The organism is Deinococcus marmoris, from assembly GCF_001949125.1.
Classification (GTDB): domain Bacteria; phylum Deinococcota; class Deinococci; order Deinococcales; family Deinococcaceae; genus Deinococcus; species Deinococcus marmoris_A.
The window spans coordinates 53,991-69,362 of record NZ_MSTI01000028.1 but is presented as its reverse complement, the minus strand read 5'-3'; the positions used below and the strand labels follow the sequence as shown (position 1 = coordinate 69,362).

The window sequence follows — 15,372 nt, the reverse complement described above, 5'->3', positions numbered from 1 at the left end:
TCCCCTCCCTTTCCAACAGAAAACGGGGCGACGGTATGACCCGCGCCCCGCCCCCATTCACTGTCCTGGCTGCGCTCGATGCGTCGCCGGGACAGGCGCGTTTACTGCTTGTTCTCGATGTAATCGACGGCGGCCTGCACGGTGCGGATGTTCTCGGCATCCTCATCGCTGATGGTCACGCCGAACTTGTCTTCCAGGCCCATGATCAGCTCGACGGTTTCCAGGCTGTCTGCACCCAGATCCTCCACGAAGCGGGCCTCGGGGTTGATCTTGTCCGCGTCCACACCCAGCTTGTCCACAATCACATCTTTCACGTCATCAAAAGTCGCCATAGTTTTTTCCTCCTGTCTTGAAGTGTCCTTGAAATCTGGCCCAGTCTACACGGGCAGGGTGTGGGAGGCTACGTTCCTGAACGGGGTGCAAACAGGGACGAAGAAAGCTCTCAGCTAGACTCTCTCAATGCGGATTCAAACCGCCGTCCACGCCGATGGTCTGCCCAGTGATGTATCCAGCACCGTCGGAGGCCAGGAACGCCACCAACGCGGCGACTTCCTCCGGCTGGCCGAGGCGGGCCAGGGGAATGCCAGCCAGGTAGCCCTTTTTTACATCCTCGGTTAGCGTGGCCGTCATGTCGGACTCGATGAAACCGGGGGCCACCGCGTTGACCGTGATGCCGCGCCCGCCGTATTCCTTGGCCAGCGCCTTGGTCAGCCCGATCAGTCCAGCCTTGCTGGCCACGTAGTTGGCCTGCCCCGGATTGCCGGTCAATCCCACCACGCTGGCGATGTTGATAATTCGGCCAGAGCGGGCGCGCATCATGTGTTTGATGGCCGCCCGGCACGCGAAAAACGCGCTGGACAGGTTGGTTTGAAGTACGGCGTCCCAGTCCTCGTCCTTCATGCGGATGGCGAGGCCGTCGCGGGGGATTCCGGCATTGTTGACCAGCACGTCCAGACGCCCCATCCCCGCGATCACGTCCTCGACGAGTTTCCCGGCGTTGGCAGGCGTGGTGAGGTCAGCGCCGAACACCTTGGCACGGACGCCGTAGGCGCGGACTTCCTCCGCCACCTTCTCGGCCTCGGCGGCATTGCGTCCATAATGGACGGCAAGATCAAAGCCGTCTGCGGCCAGTTTCAGGGCCATTGCCCGGCCCAGGCCCCGGCTGCTGCCAGTGACGAGGGCGACTTTGTTGGGTTGTGGTTCGGTCATGACGTTTCCCTGGTGAGATTGAACGATTTCGTGTTGTCGGGAAGGAAGCATTGCCAGAGCCAGGCGGCTCCAGCCTCGTCGCCGCCTATGTCGTAACACCGCAGCTCCAGATCGGCCTTACCTGCACGCTGCAACGTCAATTTCGCCGTCTCTGGAGCGGGCGTGAGTTGCGGGCGCAGATAGGTGTGTAGCGAGCCGCCCCCCACGCTGCCCGTCACACTCAGCGGCTCCTGATCCAGGCTCCCCGTTCCGGTCACCCGGTAGCTGCTGGCGGTGTCGTAGGCGGCGGTCAGTTGCAGGCGCAGTCTCTGCCCGGCGGTGGTGTCGCCGCTCCACGGCCCCCGCAGGACGCTGGGATGGTCCGCGAAAGAGATGGGCGTGGGCGTGAACCCGACTTCCCGGTTACAGGATGTGGCCGCCGCAGCGACGAGAAACGCCAGAGCAAGTCTTTTCATAGTGGACCATTCTGGCTTGCCACAGGGAGCAAGGGCAAATCATCCAGCACCCTCACAACCGGGACGCTTCCACATCTGCCGCCGTGCCCATCTGGAGGGTCTTTGCGCCCGGCACGATGCGGCCCACCAGTCCGCTCAGCACCTTGCCGGGGCCGAATTCGATAAAGGTGTCCACGCCCATGCCCGCCAGCGCCTCAATCGTTTCCACCCAGCGCACCGCGCCCGTGATCTGGCGTTCCAGCAGCTCTGGCACGCGCTGGGGATCGTCATTCAATTCAGCCGTGACGTTCGCCAGCACCGGGAAAGCAAAGGGGCCGTAAGCCGCTGCCTTCAAATCGGGCGAGAGACCTGCCGCAGCCGGGGCCATCAGGGGACAGTGGAACGGGGCGCTGACTTTCAGGGGAATGGCTTTCAGGCCGCGTGACTTCAACTCGGCGCTGGCCTCGGCCACTGCGCCAGCTTCGCCGCTGATCACGGTCTGCGTGGGGGCGTTGAAGTTGGCGGGCTGCACGCCCGTGATCCCCTCGCAGACTTCCGCCACCACTGCCGGATCGCCCATGATGGCGCTCATGGCCCCGTCACCGGGCGCGACGGCCTGCTGCATCAGCGTGCCGCGCTTGCGGGTCAGGGTCAGGGCATCGGAGAGAGACAGGACTCCGGCAGCCACCAGAGCGCTGTATTCGCCCAGCGAATGTCCAGCGGCCACCATCGGCGTCAGGCCCGTCTTTTCCTGCCATGCGCGGTATGCGGCAACACTGGCGGTCACCAGGGCGGGCTGCTGGTTGGCCGTCAGGGTCAGGTCTTCAAGGGGTCCGGTTTCGATCAACGCGCGCAGACCCGGCAGTGTTTGCTCGGCCTCGGCATACACGGCTTCGGCAAGCGGAAAAGCGGCGGCCAGATCAGCGCCCATGCCCACCGAGTGCGAACCCTGGCCGGGAAACAGGGCGGCAATTCTGTTGGTGCTGCTGAGGGGACTCAAGCGCCCACCTCGGCCAGCGCAGGGGCCGATGCCTTCAGGCTGGGTGCGCCGCCCCACCATTTCATCGTTCCGGCCACCCAGCTCAGGCCGCCGCCAAAGGCGATCAGCAGCAGTTGCTGGCCGTCCTGCACGCGCCCGTCCTGCACGGCCTCATGCAGCGCAAGGGGCACGGTGGCGCTGGAGGTGTTGCCGTAGCGGTCCAGATTGACCACGGTCTTGCTCATGGGAATGCCGAAGCGCTCCACGGCGGCCTCGATGATCCGCACATTGGCCTGATGCGGAATCACCCAGTCCACGTCCGCACTGGTCAGGCCGCTCTTTTGCAGCACCTTGGTGCCGCTGTCGCCCAGCACGCGCACGGCGAATTTGAAGACCTCGCGCCCGTTCATGCCCACGTACTGGCCCATCTGAAAACCGCCGGGCAATTGCGGAGCCGCGCCGCGCAGATACAGGCTGGACCCGCCTGCGCCGTCCGCGCCCATGATGAACTCCTGAAACCCCAGGCCAGCCGGAACCGGCCCCACCACCGCCGCGCCCGCGCCGTCTCCGAACAGGATGGCCGTGCCCCGGTCCTGCTGGTCCACGATCTTGCTCAGCGCCTCCGCCCCCACCACCAGCACGCGCCGCGCCACGCCAGACTGGATCAGGCCCGACGCCACGCTCAGGGCATACACGAAGCCGCTACAGGCGGTAGACAGATCGAAGGCTGCCGCGCCCGCCAGCCCCACCTGCATGGCGATCAGTGCGGCGGTGGACGGCATCATCGCGTCCGGGCTGACGGTGGCGCAGATCACCGCGTCCACCTCCCCCAGGGCGTCCGGGTCACGCGCCAGCATGTCGCGCACTGCGCCCACGCCCACGTCGGAGGTGTACTCGTCGGGGGCCGCAAAACGCCGCTCGCGGATGCCCGTGCGCGACTCGATCCAATCAGCGTTGGTGTCCATGTACGCCTCGAAGTGCGCGTTGGGCACGATACGTTCGGGTGTGTAACTGCCCAGGGCGGTGATACCGATGCTGGGGCGGACGGTGGGAGCGGTCATGTCAATCACGGTAGCATTCTTTGAACGGACGTTCAATGAATTGAGTTCAGCTTTGAAGGACGGAACACATCTACAAACGAGCAACGAAAAAGGGCGCACCCCGCAGGACGCGCCCCTCTCTCGGTTCTGATTTACTCGGTCTTGTTCTCGCCTTCGCCCTCGGTCTGCTCGCCCTCAACCTGTTCGGTCTGGGGCTGCTCGGCTTCCGGCTGCGCTTCCTCGGCTTTGGTTTCCTGCGTTGCTTCAGGAGCAGCTTCTGCCGGAGCGGCCTCTTCCTGCTCAGGCTTGCTTAGTTGGGCCATCGCCTGCTGGAGGCCCTTCTCGCGCATCAGGCTGGCGTAGTAGGTGTTGATACCGTCCGGCCCCAGGTTCTTGCTCAGTTCCTGCGGGTTCATGCCGTTGGCCTGCGCCAGGGCGTTCATGGTCTGGTTGAACTCGGCGTCGCTGACCTGGACTTTCAGGTCCTCAGCCAGCTTTTCCAGGGCCAGATCGCGCTTGACCCGGCTCTCGGCGTTCTTGGACAGGTCGGCCATGAACTCGTCGAGCTTGCCCTGCTCCTGCATGAAGCTCTCGTACTCGCCCCACTTGACGCCCTGGCGGCCCAGATCATCCTTGATCTCTTCCAGCATGGCGTCGCGGCGGCGGTCCAGCAGCGCGGCGGGAATGTCGGCTTCCATGTTCTCGGTCAGGTGCGAGACGAATTCCTCGCGGCGGGCAGTTTCGCCCTCCTGCGCGGCGCGGCGCTCCAGCTCGGCCTTCAGATCGGTCCGCAGACGCTCCAGGTTGTCGAAGTTCAGGCTCTTGGCGAACTCGTCGTCCAGGGCCTGGGTCTTCTTGACCTTCACGTCCTTGATGACCACCGTGACGGCGTGTTCGGGATGCTCGTGATCGCCGTGCTGGTGGGCAGGAACCGTGATTTCCACGGTGTCGCCCTTGCTCTTGCCCAGCAACGCTTCACGGACATGCTCTTCGGCCACGTCCAGATAGATGGGGTAGGTGCCGCCGTCCTCGCCCTGTTCCTCCACGGTCACCTGATCGCTGGCCTCGATGGCACGCTCGGCTTCCTCGAAGGTGGCGTTGCGCTCCTGAAGGTCGCCCAGGGTGCGCTCCATCACGTCGTCGGTGATCTCGGGCGACTCGGCGCTGAGGTTCAGGCTGCTCCAGTCGGCCAGCTTCACTTCGGGGTAGGTTTCGCCCTTGACCGTGAACTCGAAAGCCTGTCCGCTGACCACTTCCTGGGGATCGATATTGGCGTCCACTAGGCTCAGCTTCAGCTCCTGAGCGGCCTTGCTGTAGTTGGCCTGGAGCAGGCGGTCACGCACTTCCTGTTCCACATAACCCTTGCCCACGCGGCCCTCGATGACCTTGCGGGGAGCCTTGCCGGGGCGGAAGCCGGGGACGCGCACGTCGCGCGCCAGCCCGGACCACACCTGGTCATATGCCCGGTTCACTTCGGAGGCGGGAACGGAAACCCTGAACTCCACCTTGTTGCCCTCTCTGCTGATCAGTTCTGCCACGTCATTTCTCCCGTTCGCTGTCCCACGCGGCCAGGGGTCCAGTGGGGACCACCGCCGGGGGCGCATTCCAGCTTTGATTTTTTGCCGTGTCGGTGACGCTCCTGCACTCCTTACCTGAGACTGCGGGACCAGCGCGCACGCGACATGCCGCCCGGCATCATAGTGCGTTTCGACCCTGTGCGTACACCCACCCCGGTTGCCCCTTCCCTCATCTGCTGGCAGAGACAGCGGCGCGGCGGCCCTCCCGTGTGGGAAAAACCGCCGCGCTGCCTGTGTTCTGCGTATTTTGGTGCTGTGCCTGTCTTGCTGGTGCGAGGAAAGGGACTTGAACCCTCACATCCTACGGATACTAGATCCTAAGTCTAGTGCGTCTACCAGTTCCGCCATCCCCGCATGTGCAACTCGCTAAAGCCCGCGTGTGGGACGCGTTGTTTGCTCCGCAGCCACGCGAACATAGTACACCACCGGGCGGGCAGGCGGTACTAGATCACGCCCGGCTGCAACCCCTCGGCGACTGCACGCGCTGGGGCGGGGGTGTAGGGAGTCAAGAGAATCACCCGGGCAGGTGATCCCTGCAGGACTCAGCGACTGAACGCGAGGAGCATCTCACCAGCGGCGCGGAGTGCGGTGCCGAGACTGACCAGGCCGCGCAGCTCAGACCACACCAGCTCTATCAGCTGCACCGTCATGTCGATCGCGTGTCGGCACGTCAGGTTGCGACAGGCGAGTTCACAGGCGGCGGCGATGCAGGTGGTGCGAGCGAGACAGATGTGAGCGGCTGCAACCAGGGCTGAGGGGTCCGGGCGGCGGGTGATGCTGAGGGGGCGAACTGTGAGCAGTTGCATGTTTGGACTCCTCTGAAGATGAGAAAAAGCGTTCAGTAACTTCGACTGACCTAACCAACTGCGCACTCAGATCGGGCTGCGCGCGGGCATCAGCTTCAGCGGCGGTTGAAAAGATGGCACAGTGACGGTGGGTCAGTCGGCAGAGATCAGGGGGTGCTGTGGGTCAGTCATCACTCTCTTCGTCGGCGTATCGGCCCCCGGGCACTCTCACGCCGCGCACCTCGTACACACTGGTGCACCCGTTCGGCCACAGCAGCAGACACGCGAGCCAGGGGTATCCACACTCCCACCTGATCGCGAACCGCAACTTGCTCCCGTCGAGACAGTCCCACTCCCTTGCCAGCCCGCGCGGTGTGCGGACCATCTCGCGCAGCTCCCGAGATGACACGGGCAGGATGAAGTCAGGACTCGGCCACCTGCTCATGCGCCACTCCCCAACATCAGCTTGCCGCCCATCTCTGCCATGGCGTTGTATGGGGCCCCCTTCGCTGTGGCTTCCATCTCGACGCGCCGATCGGTGCCAGCGATAGTGTTGTTGACCGCCGTCTGCATGGCTGCGACCACGCCCTGCTGCCTGAGGTCCTTTCCGGCTGGTCTCAAGCCCGCGCGTTTGTTGTCTGCGCGGCGGCACTCCACGGCCCGCTCCACAGCGGCGGCGAACTCCTGCTGCGTCAGAACTGGCAGCGCGGCGACACGCTTCCGGCAGACGATCACCGCAGCCTCGGTCAGCGCGTCGCCACGCCGTACTGAGGCGGGGTCCATCACGATCATGTGGACCTTAGAGATGGCCAGCCCCGCCTCGGACAGCACCAGTCCGAACCGCATCCAGGCGCGTGGATCGGTATGAGCGAAGCAGATGATCTGCATCCCGTTGTCCGGCATGTTCCGAACCATGGTGCTGTAGCAGTCAACCATGACCTGCTCAAACGTTGACCCGTCATCAGTTTCCTTGATGACAGACCGGGGGGTGGGCATGATGCCCTGAGACGCTACAGACGACGCCGGGAACTTCTCATCAACAGCCGCCGCTTCCTGCGGACTGACGATGCGCGCAACACGGGCCAGCATGTTCCAGAACCCCGGCTGTGAGGTCTGCCAGTCCCACTCTGCGGCCATCATGTCGTAAGAGGTCATGTCTCCGGCGCGCGCCCGCTCCATCTTCTGAGACAGGCCAACGTGACACCGCCTCTGACTCTCACACTCTGAGTCACCCCACCCCTCGCATCTGAGCAGCGCCTGCTCCAGCCGCTCGATCAGCCCAGCGTGGTCAACGGTCAGCGCTTCACGGCGCACGATCTCGCCGCCGAACATCGCCGCCTTGCCATCCTCAACGAACACCGCCTCCTGTGGCTGAACCGCACGGCCATACAGGACCTCTGACACATCCGCCGGCGTCAGGGTCAGTACGGTACCGCAACGGTCTCCCAGGCGTACGTGGCCGCCGGGAACCAGGCCATATTCCCGCTCCTGCGCGATCATCCGCAGCAGTTCGCCACCCGTTGCGGTCAGCAGTTCCCGGCCCTCGAACTTCACGGTGCACTGGGCTTCAGGGCGGATCACACCAGCGCGGGCGCGCAAGGCAAACCCGATCTGAGATGCGTTGAGCGTCAGCCCACCCCTGAGCGCTGCGGCTACCTCGGCGCGCTGTGTCCGCTCCCCAGATGCGGCAGCGGGTGGGATCAGGTTGAGCTGCTGAACCTGGGTCACAGCCTCCCCTCCCCTTCCCACAGCACGCGAACCCCAGACACACCCTCGTGCAGGTCAGCGTGCAGCTCGGCACGCAGGTGGGCGCGCAGCAGGGGGTCCCCGTAGCAGCTGCTGCAGAGCGGGTGGGCCGTGCTCTCAGTCTCCTGCCCGCAGATGATGCAGTGATCCAGGGCGGCGGATTCCCCAACGCACGGGCAGGGCAGGGTGTACCCGCAGGTCTCGCAGGTGCCGAACGGGGCCAGCCCGGCAACCACGCAGTCGTCGCACCGAGCGGCTCCGGCGACGGGCGCGGCGCATACGTCGCAGCGGCGGGTGAGGGCGGGGGTGAACGGGATGTTTCTGTGGGTCATGGCGTTTCTCCTTGTCTTATATCAGTATACATGTAGGTGTGTCCTAATACTTACCCCCAGGTGGGCGCGCTGGGGGGTAGGGGGTACTGTCTGCGTTTAGATCAGGTAGTCGGAGGCGTCCACACGTCCAGCAAGCAGCTCCTGGTAGTTATCGAGGATGTCCGGGCGGTAGCTGCGGGCCGGCTCCTCCGAGGCTGCTCCGAACAGGCTCTCGGCAGCGATCACGCGCAGCAACATCTTCCTCTCGTCCTCTACGCGCCACAGGGGAAGCGATGTAGCAAGTCCGATCTCACCGGCCCCGATCACCTGCCCAGGCCGCGTCCCCGCACGGGTCTGTCCGTGCCGCGTGAGCCAGGCGGCACGCATCACGCGGTTGCCGTTTCCCACAGTCATTGCCTGCCTAGACGCGCCCTCAACGCCGGGGTACGGCACATCGCTCAGCAGGTAGCGACCCTCACTGTGGTGCCGTGCAAGACGGGCGAGACCAGCACGCACCCACTGCGCGCGTCTCTCTTGACTGGCAGCTTGCCACTGCTCAGCCAGATCGGGGGTCAGGACCAGGCGCGGCAGCACTAGGTAGGCGGCTGTGGGGTCTGCCCGAGGTATCGGCTCAGGCAGGGCGGCGACGGGGCCGCGCATGGCCGTGTGGGTCATGCTGGTCAGCGCATCACGGTCTGCGCCTGCGAGTGTCTGCGCCTCCTGTGGGGTGAACCGCATACGGGTGCTTCTGATGATCATGGGGGCTAGTTTACTCATGGTCTGCTCCTGTCGGTTCGGGTGTATCTGTGTACTATCGGCGGGCGTAGCGGCTGTTGCGTGCGTAGCGGTACTGCCTGTCTGCCTCTTCCCACAGTCCTGGGCCTGCCTCTGTGATGTGTCCAGGCAGCGTCAGCGAGCCTTCGAGCTGCAGCCAATACAGGCCGGAGCTGGACCAGATCAGCGGACCACCGACGGCCACAGACTCTGTGGTGATCACCGGAACGCGGCGCATCCTGAGGCGGATCAGCGCAGCCCGGATCACTGCGCGCACGTCCTCGTCGCTCTCTTCAGCAAGGCCACCGAGCAGTTTTCTGAACGCGGTCTTCAGTTCGGATTCTGAACTGCCGTCCTGCGCGGCGTGCAGTATCAACACCACAGCCAAGTCTGCGCCGCCTGGTGTGACGCCAGGCAGCCCCAGCAGACTCACGGCGCGTTTCAGGTCCTCGAGGCGCAGCTTGAGGCGCTCCTGCACCATGCGGCCCTCACAGATCAGCGTCAAGGCCGCCGCGCAACTCTGCTGCACCTTGTCGTTGGCACGGTGGCAGCGCGGGCACAGCGCCTGAAGCGCGCTCAGATCGTCAGGGTTGTGGTCGATATGCGAGCAGTTGGTCTCGCCCTCACCGGCAGCGCGCACCTCCTGCTCCGTGCGCCCGCAGTGTTCGCAGCGACCCCGCTCACTGGCTGGCTTGCCGTTGCGGTGCCAGTCCAGGAACGCTCTTTTTGCCTCCCCGAAACCCTCCGGATAGTCAGCAACCAGGGCGTGCGGTTTGTGGTCAAGGGGCTTGTACGCGGTGCTCAGCGGGAGCGCTCTCTGTGTCATGCCTATCAGTATACATGTAGTTATGTCCTAACAGCGACGCACACCCGCCCATCAGTCGGTGGGCGTGATCGCGCGCAGCCTGCCGAGTCGTGACCCGCCATCAAGCGGCTCTGTGGTGATCAGATAGCCTCCCTCCACCCCGTACACGTGCGGCCCGCGCGCATCGGTCACATCCCATGACACAGACAGCGCGCCGTCCACACTCACAGCCCCCTCTCCCCTTCCGGCCACCGCCTCCGGTTCAGCCCACACACCTGCGTCATGGTCAGCGGCGACGTCCAGCATCCCTCGCAGCTCATGCAAACGCAGCGGCTCCACCTGGTTCATCGTTTGCCACACCGCGATGAGCGTTGGCCGGCGGATGGTTGACCAGCGAGACGTCACAGCGCTGCCCGCCGCGCCGCTGAGCGCGATGACGGCCGTGCGGGAGATGCCGGGCGCAGAGAGTTGCTTGGACACGGCGCTGAACCCGTCGACGGTGACGTTGTGGGTCCTCAGCCAGTGTCCGAAACGTTTCGCCCTCCACGCGTCCACGTCGTCAAACTCAGCGGGCTTTGGCGCTGGCCCAGCGTCTCTGCGGCGCTTGCCGGTCATCAGGTGAAGCAAGCTCATAGTGCGCATGGTACGGCAAAACGCCCCGCTGAGCTTACGGGGCGTTTCACATAAAACTGTGTACTATCAGCGCTTCCAGCTCGCACCGTTGCGCGGTCCCTGGCTCAGCCTCCATGCGATGTCCATACGCCGTTTCGCAGCAGCGCACAACTCTGCGATCTCAGGCGTGACCGGCAGCCCATCACGCGACCAGGCGTTGCTCGTACCGGTCCCGAACACATCTTTGTACATGACGTACCCCAGGCCCGGCTTTTTCCCCTGTGCGACCGCCCACTGCACCATCTGACGGTAGATAGATTCCCTCTGCGCGTCGTCCAGCGCGGCCTTTGCGGCGGCCTGACGCTCTTCTTTCGGCACCTTTTTGTTAGCCAGCGCGGCCATCAGCGCGGCGTGCCCACCCTCTTTGATCTGGCTGACCAGCATCTTCTTCCCGCCGTACTCGACCAGCTCCGCATCCAGCGCCGCCCTGTTTTCTGCGTGCCAGCGCTTGCCGAGACTCACCGCACCACAGTTCGGGCACTTGCTGCCGCCGGTGTAGGTGTGGCCGCACTGACACTCACGCTCTGCTGGCTCGCGCGAGATGCGCTCAACGGTCTTGTTTGCGCCTTTCGACGTGTCGAGGGTCCAAGTGTCATACGCATCAACGGGGCCGAGCCGGTGGATGGTGTCGGTGTGGTCAACCACCAGGGCGACCTCTTTACCGTCGGCGGGGCGCAGGGCACGCCCGACGCTCTGCACCCACAGCACGGGGCTTTTGCGCGGAGCGAGGTTGACCACGACCTCGGTGCTCGGGTCATCAAACCCCTCTGTTGCGACCAGCACGTTGATCAACACCTGAGTCTCGCCGTCTCGGAACCGCTTGAACAGCTCTCTGCGCTCTTGCGCGGGCGTCTCACCGTCAACCGACTCAGCGACGTAGCCGCCCTTGATATAGAGATCAAGCACCGCAGCGGCGTGGCTCCTCGTCGCGCAGAACACGATCGCCTTTTTGTCGCTATAGAGGGAGTCTGCGGTCTTGATGATGCTAGCGACGATCTCGGGGACCATCATGGCCGCCTCTGCCCCGGCGGCGTCATACTCGCCGGTCAGCCTGCTGAACTTGACCCCCTGAAGATCAGGCGTGCTCGCGCAGTAGTAGGTGGGCCGCACCAGCGCAGCGGGCTCACCGTTCGGCCCGGCCTCAAATGCTGCGACGTACCCCAGCCCCTGCACCATGTGGCCGTACATGTCTCCGAGTCCCTTCCCGTCGCTGCGCATGGGGGTCGCAGTCGCGCCGAGGATCACATAGGGGTCAAGCTCAATGCAGGCCCTGATGTAGCCAGCAGCGAGCGAGTGATGCGCTTCGTCAATGACCACCATCAGGTGCGAGCCAGCGCTCACGTAACGCTGCAGCTTGTGCGCGCTCTGCACGGTAGAGACGACCACAGTGTTGCCCGCTGTCGGAACGTGCCCGTTCCCCAGCATGCCGACTTCCTCAGGTCGCATCCCGTCAGCGATCAGCTTGTCGCGCGTCTGCTCCAGCAGCTCAATGCGATGCGCCATGACCACAGCCATCCCGCCGTAGCGCGCCTGATGCCGCTTGATCAGCTTAACCAGCATCACCGTTTTCCCGCTCCCTGTCACGCTTTGCAGCAGCACCGCTTTAGACCGCAGCAACAGCAGCTCAACAGGTGTTGACTCGCCCGCCGGCTCAGTCGGCCCAACCTCACGCATCATCTCCCACGCCGCTTCAACTTCGTCGATCGCACGCGCCTGATACCAGCGCAGCGCAAACCCCTCCCCAGGCAGCCCGACCGACAGCTCCGAAACCTCCGCGACCTCGCCCTGGACAGCCTCCACAGCCAGCAGCAGACTGACCCACTGACCCCGCTTCCACAGACGCGGGAGGCCATCGGTGCGCGCGATCACAGACGCCGTGCCGTTGCTCTGGTGGTACAGCCAGCCCTTCCCCTCAGCCTTGACCTTGACGATCTCAAGCGCGGCAGCCGGACCAGCCATCCCAGCGACGGTTTCCCCGCGCTCAGCGGCGGCGCGCAGCAGTCGGCGCAGTTCGTTCTGCGCGTCGGTGATCTCGGTGGGCACGCGGGCGACAGGGGCGGTCAGACGGGGAACAAGGGCGGCGGGGAGGGGCTGGTGAACGGGGGCCGGGGCGAACAGGTGGGGCATTGAGGTCATGTGGTGTCTCCTGAGATCACTATACATGTAGCTGTGTCCTATTGAGCGGTCTGGCGATGGGGGTATGGGGGTAGTGAGCGCCCCCACCGCCGAGATCAGTCAGCTGCGTTCGCCAGTTCGTCATACCCGCCGCTGTTGTAGGTCACGTTCCGCATCTCCATCCGCCTGCGGTACTCCAGGGTTGCCTCTGCACGCCGCGCACGGGTGATCTCGTTGTTGCGCAGGCGCTCCTGAAGCACCAGCGCGCGGAACTCGGGGCGGGTGCAGGTGGGGGTCAGGTCATCGGTCAGCAGGTTCAGCTCCTGCATGTCCTGCACGTTCTTTTTGGTGCTGCGGGCGCTCTGTCCGGTCAGCGCGGCGATGCTGTTCAGGTCCCGCTCGCCACTGTGAATCATCCACATGGTCCATTCCGCCCGCTGGATGTGCCGGGGGAGCGGATCGCGTGCCACACGGGGCGCAGCCGGGGTCACGCGGGGCTTGCGAGGCTTGCTGCTGGGGGGGCGGCAGGGCATGATGTCGCAACCGGGCCGAAGCCCCTCCTGGAGCGCGATGCACTGCGCGGCGCTCGCGGCCATCACGATGCGCGGGCGGCCCTCCGAGTCTCTGCTGTAGCTGCTGATGATGCCAGCCATCGCGAACCATTCCAGACGCGCGCTGATGCTGGTTGTGGAGCCGCCGACGCGCTCGCTGATCGCAGCGAGGCCGCCGCTGTGTATGTGCAGCTCGCCGCCGTGTGGGTGGTACTCGCCCGCGTCGATCAGGTCGAAGAGATCGAGGAGCAGCCTGCGCGCGGCCTGACGCTGCGACAGAGTGCCCTTCGCGGCGTTGAGCACTTTAGTCAGCATCTGGTCGCGCGCTTCCTGCGGCCAGTCAACTACAACGGGTTCGTCGGGAGCACCGTGGGAGCCGCCCAGCGACTTCTTGCAGCCGTTCGCGATCCATTTCGCTCGGGCGTTCGTGATGGTGCGTGAGCCGTGCGTGCCGCCTGCGTCGCGGTCAAACCAGCGCGTGGGGTCGCCGTCGCTCCTGATCATCATGCCCGAGGTGATGAAAGCGGCGTTGACCTGCTCGGGCTCGTCTCCCAGTATCTCAAACAGCGTCATGCACAGCGCGAAGTTAGCGTCGCTCTGGTTCTGCCCGGCTTCGTTCCGCCACAGCTTAGCGAGGCCGGGGCTTCTGAACGCGCGCAGGGGGCCGGTGAGGCTCTCGGGGGCGACGTACTGGGCGCGCAGGCTGGCGTCGATCGCCACGGCTGAGGGGTTGGCCTTGTGTGCCTTCTTGCCCACCCAGCTCAGAGTGCGGTTGATGATCTCCTGCCCATACTCAGTCGGTGCCAACGCCAGCGCGGCGGTGTCGGTGCCGGCGGGATGCAGCTGGTCTCCCGTGACGGTCAGCCAGCGGGTCTCGCTGTAGATCTCACCCTCGCAACTGTCTTTGTACAGCGCGAATTCTTCTTCGAGCACGGCGACGGTCACGCGCATGCCAGCGATGCCGAAAAACGTCGTGAGGTTCAGCATCGCGTAGTCCGCGTCGAACTGCCACTTGACCCCGTGGCCCTGGGGCGCGGTGCCGCCCAGGAACGCGTGCAGGCCGCGTCCACTCACGCTTTTCTCAACGTACCCGTCGGCGTCGATGCTGTCGATCGACATCGCTGCCATGAGGTAGGGCATGCCGATCAGCGGGGTCAGACGCGGGATGCGGGCGGCCATCTCTGCGGTGACGCGCGCGCCAGTGAACTTGCCTTCTTTTTCGTCAACGTCGATCACGACCATAGGCAGGGGGGCGTAGCCGGTGGTGACGCCGAGGCCGTAGCGGTTGCTCAGCAGCGGCAGGACGGTCTCGAGCGGGTGCGCGGTAGCGAGTTCGTGGCCGCTGTTCCCGGCGCGCGCAATGCCGTCCAGGCCGACCGGCAGCTTGCCTCCGGTCGATGTGCGCTTCCAGATGCGCCACAGGGGGGCGTCGGTGAGCACTGTGGGGAGGGTGTCGAGCTGCACGGGGTCCATCGCTGTTTTCGGGGTCATGGTGGCTGTTTCCTTCGCAGTCCCTGTGGTAACGTTGTCGCAGGGATTGGCGTCCCTCCTTCGCGTCACCACCGCGCTCTCCGTCCGGGATAGAGCGCGGTTGCTTTTTGCTGTCTGGGTGGTCCTTTTGTTCCAGAGCAGCAGGGAGCAACATCCGCTGGTCCTCCAACCATACATCAGACACCCTGTACGTGCATAGCCTGAGACTCAAACTGACCCCCTCCGAAGGCCCTTCTGAAACGATTCAGATGGGGTCAGTTTGAAGACTGGCAGTGGGGGTATAGGGGGGTGTGTCCTATAGTGTCGGACATGGATAACAGCGGTAAACAGCGTGGTGAAGCGCTTAAACAGATCATGCGACGGCACAGCCTGACCGTGCGCGGGATGGCTGAGCTGTGTGGGGTGCACGAGCAGACCCTCGCGATGCTCCTCAACGGCGGCAGGACGAACCTCGGGCGCGATCTGGCGACCCGAACCAGCGACGCGGTGGCCGGTCAGATAGCGGCTGCTGTGGGGCGTCTGGAACCCGACTGGAGCGACGCGGACCTGTGGGAAGCACTCAGCATCCCCGAGGCGCGCCGGGGCGTCTGGCGGCTGCACAGGGACCGCGCGTGGGCGTTTGATGGGGCCAGCGAGGTGCAGGTAGATAGCACCTGGGGTCTCATCGCATCTGACACCCCGGTTCGGCTGATGGTGATGACTGCGCCGACCGATGCGCCGGGGCTGCATGTGTGGCGGACGGGACGGGGCGCCGCGATCCTGCGGCAGGGCGAGGACCCGGTGCGCGCTGAGCACCTCGGGACGCTTGCAGGGCTAGAACCGGTTGACTGAAACACGATGAACACGACGAAAAAGGCCTAAAGGTCAGACCTCGAGCGGGGGT

The 15,372-nt window shown here is 64.8% G+C and carries 14 protein-coding genes and 1 tRNA gene; 1 reads left to right on the top strand and 14 read right to left on the bottom strand.

Annotation, left to right across the window (positions count from 1 at the left end):
* Nucleotides 1-101: 101 nt before the first annotated feature.
* The 14 genes from acpP to BOO71_RS04125 all read right to left on the bottom strand — a co-directional run bounded on the left by acpP (nucleotide 102) and on the right by BOO71_RS04125 (nucleotide 14,489).
* Nucleotides 102-332 (bottom strand): acyl carrier protein, encoded by a 231-nt coding sequence (acpP, locus tag BOO71_RS04200; RefSeq protein ID WP_075830724.1) that lies wholly within the window; start codon nucleotides 330-332, stop codon nucleotides 102-104.
* A 124-nt stretch (nucleotides 333-456) separates the two neighbouring features.
* Entirely contained in the window at nucleotides 457-1,209 is a 753-nt protein-coding gene (fabG, locus tag BOO71_RS04195) for a 3-oxoacyl-[acyl-carrier-protein] reductase (protein ID WP_075830723.1), read from the bottom strand.
* On the bottom strand, nucleotides 1,206-1,664 hold the full coding sequence (locus BOO71_RS04190) for a hypothetical protein (RefSeq protein WP_075830722.1): 459 nt from the start codon (nucleotides 1,662-1,664) through the stop codon (nucleotides 1,206-1,208). Before BOO71_RS04190 ends, fabG begins: the two co-directional genes overlap by 4 nt.
* 52 nt (nucleotides 1,665-1,716) lie before the next feature.
* Nucleotides 1,717-2,643, bottom strand: coding sequence for an ACP S-malonyltransferase (gene fabD / locus BOO71_RS04185; protein WP_075830721.1), 927 nt, complete (start codon nucleotides 2,641-2,643; stop codon nucleotides 1,717-1,719).
* Nucleotides 2,640-3,683, bottom strand: a complete 1,044-nt coding sequence (locus BOO71_RS04180; protein ID WP_075830720.1) for a beta-ketoacyl-ACP synthase III — start codon at nucleotides 3,681-3,683, stop codon at nucleotides 2,640-2,642. Before BOO71_RS04180 ends, fabD begins: the two co-directional genes overlap by 4 nt.
* A 131-nt stretch (nucleotides 3,684-3,814) precedes the next feature.
* On the bottom strand, nucleotides 3,815-5,200 hold the full coding sequence (gene tig / locus BOO71_RS04175) for a trigger factor (protein WP_075830719.1): 1,386 nt from the start codon (nucleotides 5,198-5,200) through the stop codon (nucleotides 3,815-3,817).
* A gap of 307 nt (nucleotides 5,201-5,507) precedes the next feature.
* Nucleotides 5,508-5,593, bottom strand: a tRNA-Leu gene (locus tag BOO71_RS04170).
* A gap of 188 nt (nucleotides 5,594-5,781) precedes the next feature.
* Nucleotides 5,782-6,045, bottom strand: coding sequence for a hypothetical protein (locus BOO71_RS04165; protein WP_075830718.1), 264 nt, complete (start codon nucleotides 6,043-6,045; stop codon nucleotides 5,782-5,784).
* Between the two features lie 420 nt (nucleotides 6,046-6,465).
* Nucleotides 6,466-7,752 (bottom strand): hypothetical protein, encoded by a 1,287-nt coding sequence (locus tag BOO71_RS04155; protein WP_075830716.1) that lies wholly within the window; start codon nucleotides 7,750-7,752, stop codon nucleotides 6,466-6,468.
* A 446-nt stretch (nucleotides 7,753-8,198) separates the two neighbouring features.
* Nucleotides 8,199-8,840 (bottom strand): hypothetical protein, encoded by a 642-nt coding sequence (locus tag BOO71_RS04145; protein ID WP_139322736.1) that lies wholly within the window; start codon nucleotides 8,838-8,840, stop codon nucleotides 8,199-8,201.
* Between the two features lie 52 nt (nucleotides 8,841-8,892).
* Nucleotides 8,893-9,681: an HNH endonuclease gene (locus tag BOO71_RS04140; protein ID WP_075830713.1), complete on the bottom strand. Its 789-nt coding sequence runs from the start codon at nucleotides 9,679-9,681 to the stop codon at nucleotides 8,893-8,895.
* Nucleotides 9,682-9,732: 51 nt separating this feature from the next.
* A complete protein-coding gene (locus tag BOO71_RS04135) occupies nucleotides 9,733-10,293 on the bottom strand; it encodes a hypothetical protein (protein ID WP_075830712.1) in 561 nt (186 codons plus the stop codon).
* A gap of 66 nt (nucleotides 10,294-10,359) precedes the next feature.
* Nucleotides 10,360-12,468 carry a DEAD/DEAH box helicase gene (locus BOO71_RS04130; RefSeq protein ID WP_075830711.1) on the bottom strand — a complete coding sequence of 703 codons (2,109 nt, stop codon included), beginning with the start codon at nucleotides 12,466-12,468 and terminating at the stop codon, nucleotides 10,360-10,362.
* 95 nt (nucleotides 12,469-12,563) lie between these two features.
* Nucleotides 12,564-14,489: a hypothetical protein gene (locus BOO71_RS04125; RefSeq protein WP_139322735.1), complete on the bottom strand. Its 1,926-nt coding sequence runs from the start codon at nucleotides 14,487-14,489 to the stop codon at nucleotides 12,564-12,566.
* Between the two features lie 309 nt (nucleotides 14,490-14,798).
* Here BOO71_RS04125 and BOO71_RS04120 point away from each other — a divergent pair, with 309 nt between their 5' ends.
* The gene (locus BOO71_RS04120) at nucleotides 14,799-15,320 is read left to right on the top strand and encodes a helix-turn-helix domain-containing protein (RefSeq protein ID WP_139322734.1); all 522 of its coding nucleotides are present in this window, start codon (nucleotides 14,799-14,801) and stop codon (nucleotides 15,318-15,320) included.
* Nucleotides 15,321-15,372: the final 52 nt, after the last annotated feature.

Bases quoted from the DNA above. Each gene is read 5' to 3' on its own strand.
- BOO71_RS04135 (WP_075830712.1), bottom strand. From the start codon at position 10,293: ATGAGCTTGCTTCACCTGATGACCGGCAAGCGCCGCAGAGACGCTGGG.
- BOO71_RS04145 (WP_139322736.1), bottom strand. From the start codon at position 8,840: ATGATCATCAGAAGCACCCGTATGCGGTTCACCCCACAGGAGGCGCAG.
- BOO71_RS04190 (WP_075830722.1), bottom strand. From the start codon at position 1,664: ATGAAAAGACTTGCTCTGGCGTTTCTCGTCGCTGCGGCGGCCACATCC.
- BOO71_RS04120 (WP_139322734.1), top strand. From the start codon at position 14,799: ATGGATAACAGCGGTAAACAGCGTGGTGAAGCGCTTAAACAGATCATG.
- BOO71_RS04165 (WP_075830718.1), bottom strand. From the start codon at position 6,045: ATGCAACTGCTCACAGTTCGCCCCCTCAGCATCACCCGCCGCCCGGAC.
- BOO71_RS04130 (WP_075830711.1), bottom strand. From the start codon at position 12,468: ATGACCTCAATGCCCCACCTGTTCGCCCCGGCCCCCGTTCACCAGCCC.
- acpP (WP_075830724.1), bottom strand. From the start codon at position 332: ATGGCGACTTTTGATGACGTGAAAGATGTGATTGTGGACAAGCTGGGT.
- BOO71_RS04125 (WP_139322735.1), bottom strand. From the start codon at position 14,489: ATGACCCCGAAAACAGCGATGGACCCCGTGCAGCTCGACACCCTCCCC.
- BOO71_RS04140 (WP_075830713.1), bottom strand. From the start codon at position 9,681: ATGACACAGAGAGCGCTCCCGCTGAGCACCGCGTACAAGCCCCTTGAC.
- BOO71_RS04180 (WP_075830720.1), bottom strand. From the start codon at position 3,683: ATGACCGCTCCCACCGTCCGCCCCAGCATCGGTATCACCGCCCTGGGC.
- fabG (WP_075830723.1), bottom strand. From the start codon at position 1,209: ATGACCGAACCACAACCCAACAAAGTCGCCCTCGTCACTGGCAGCAGC.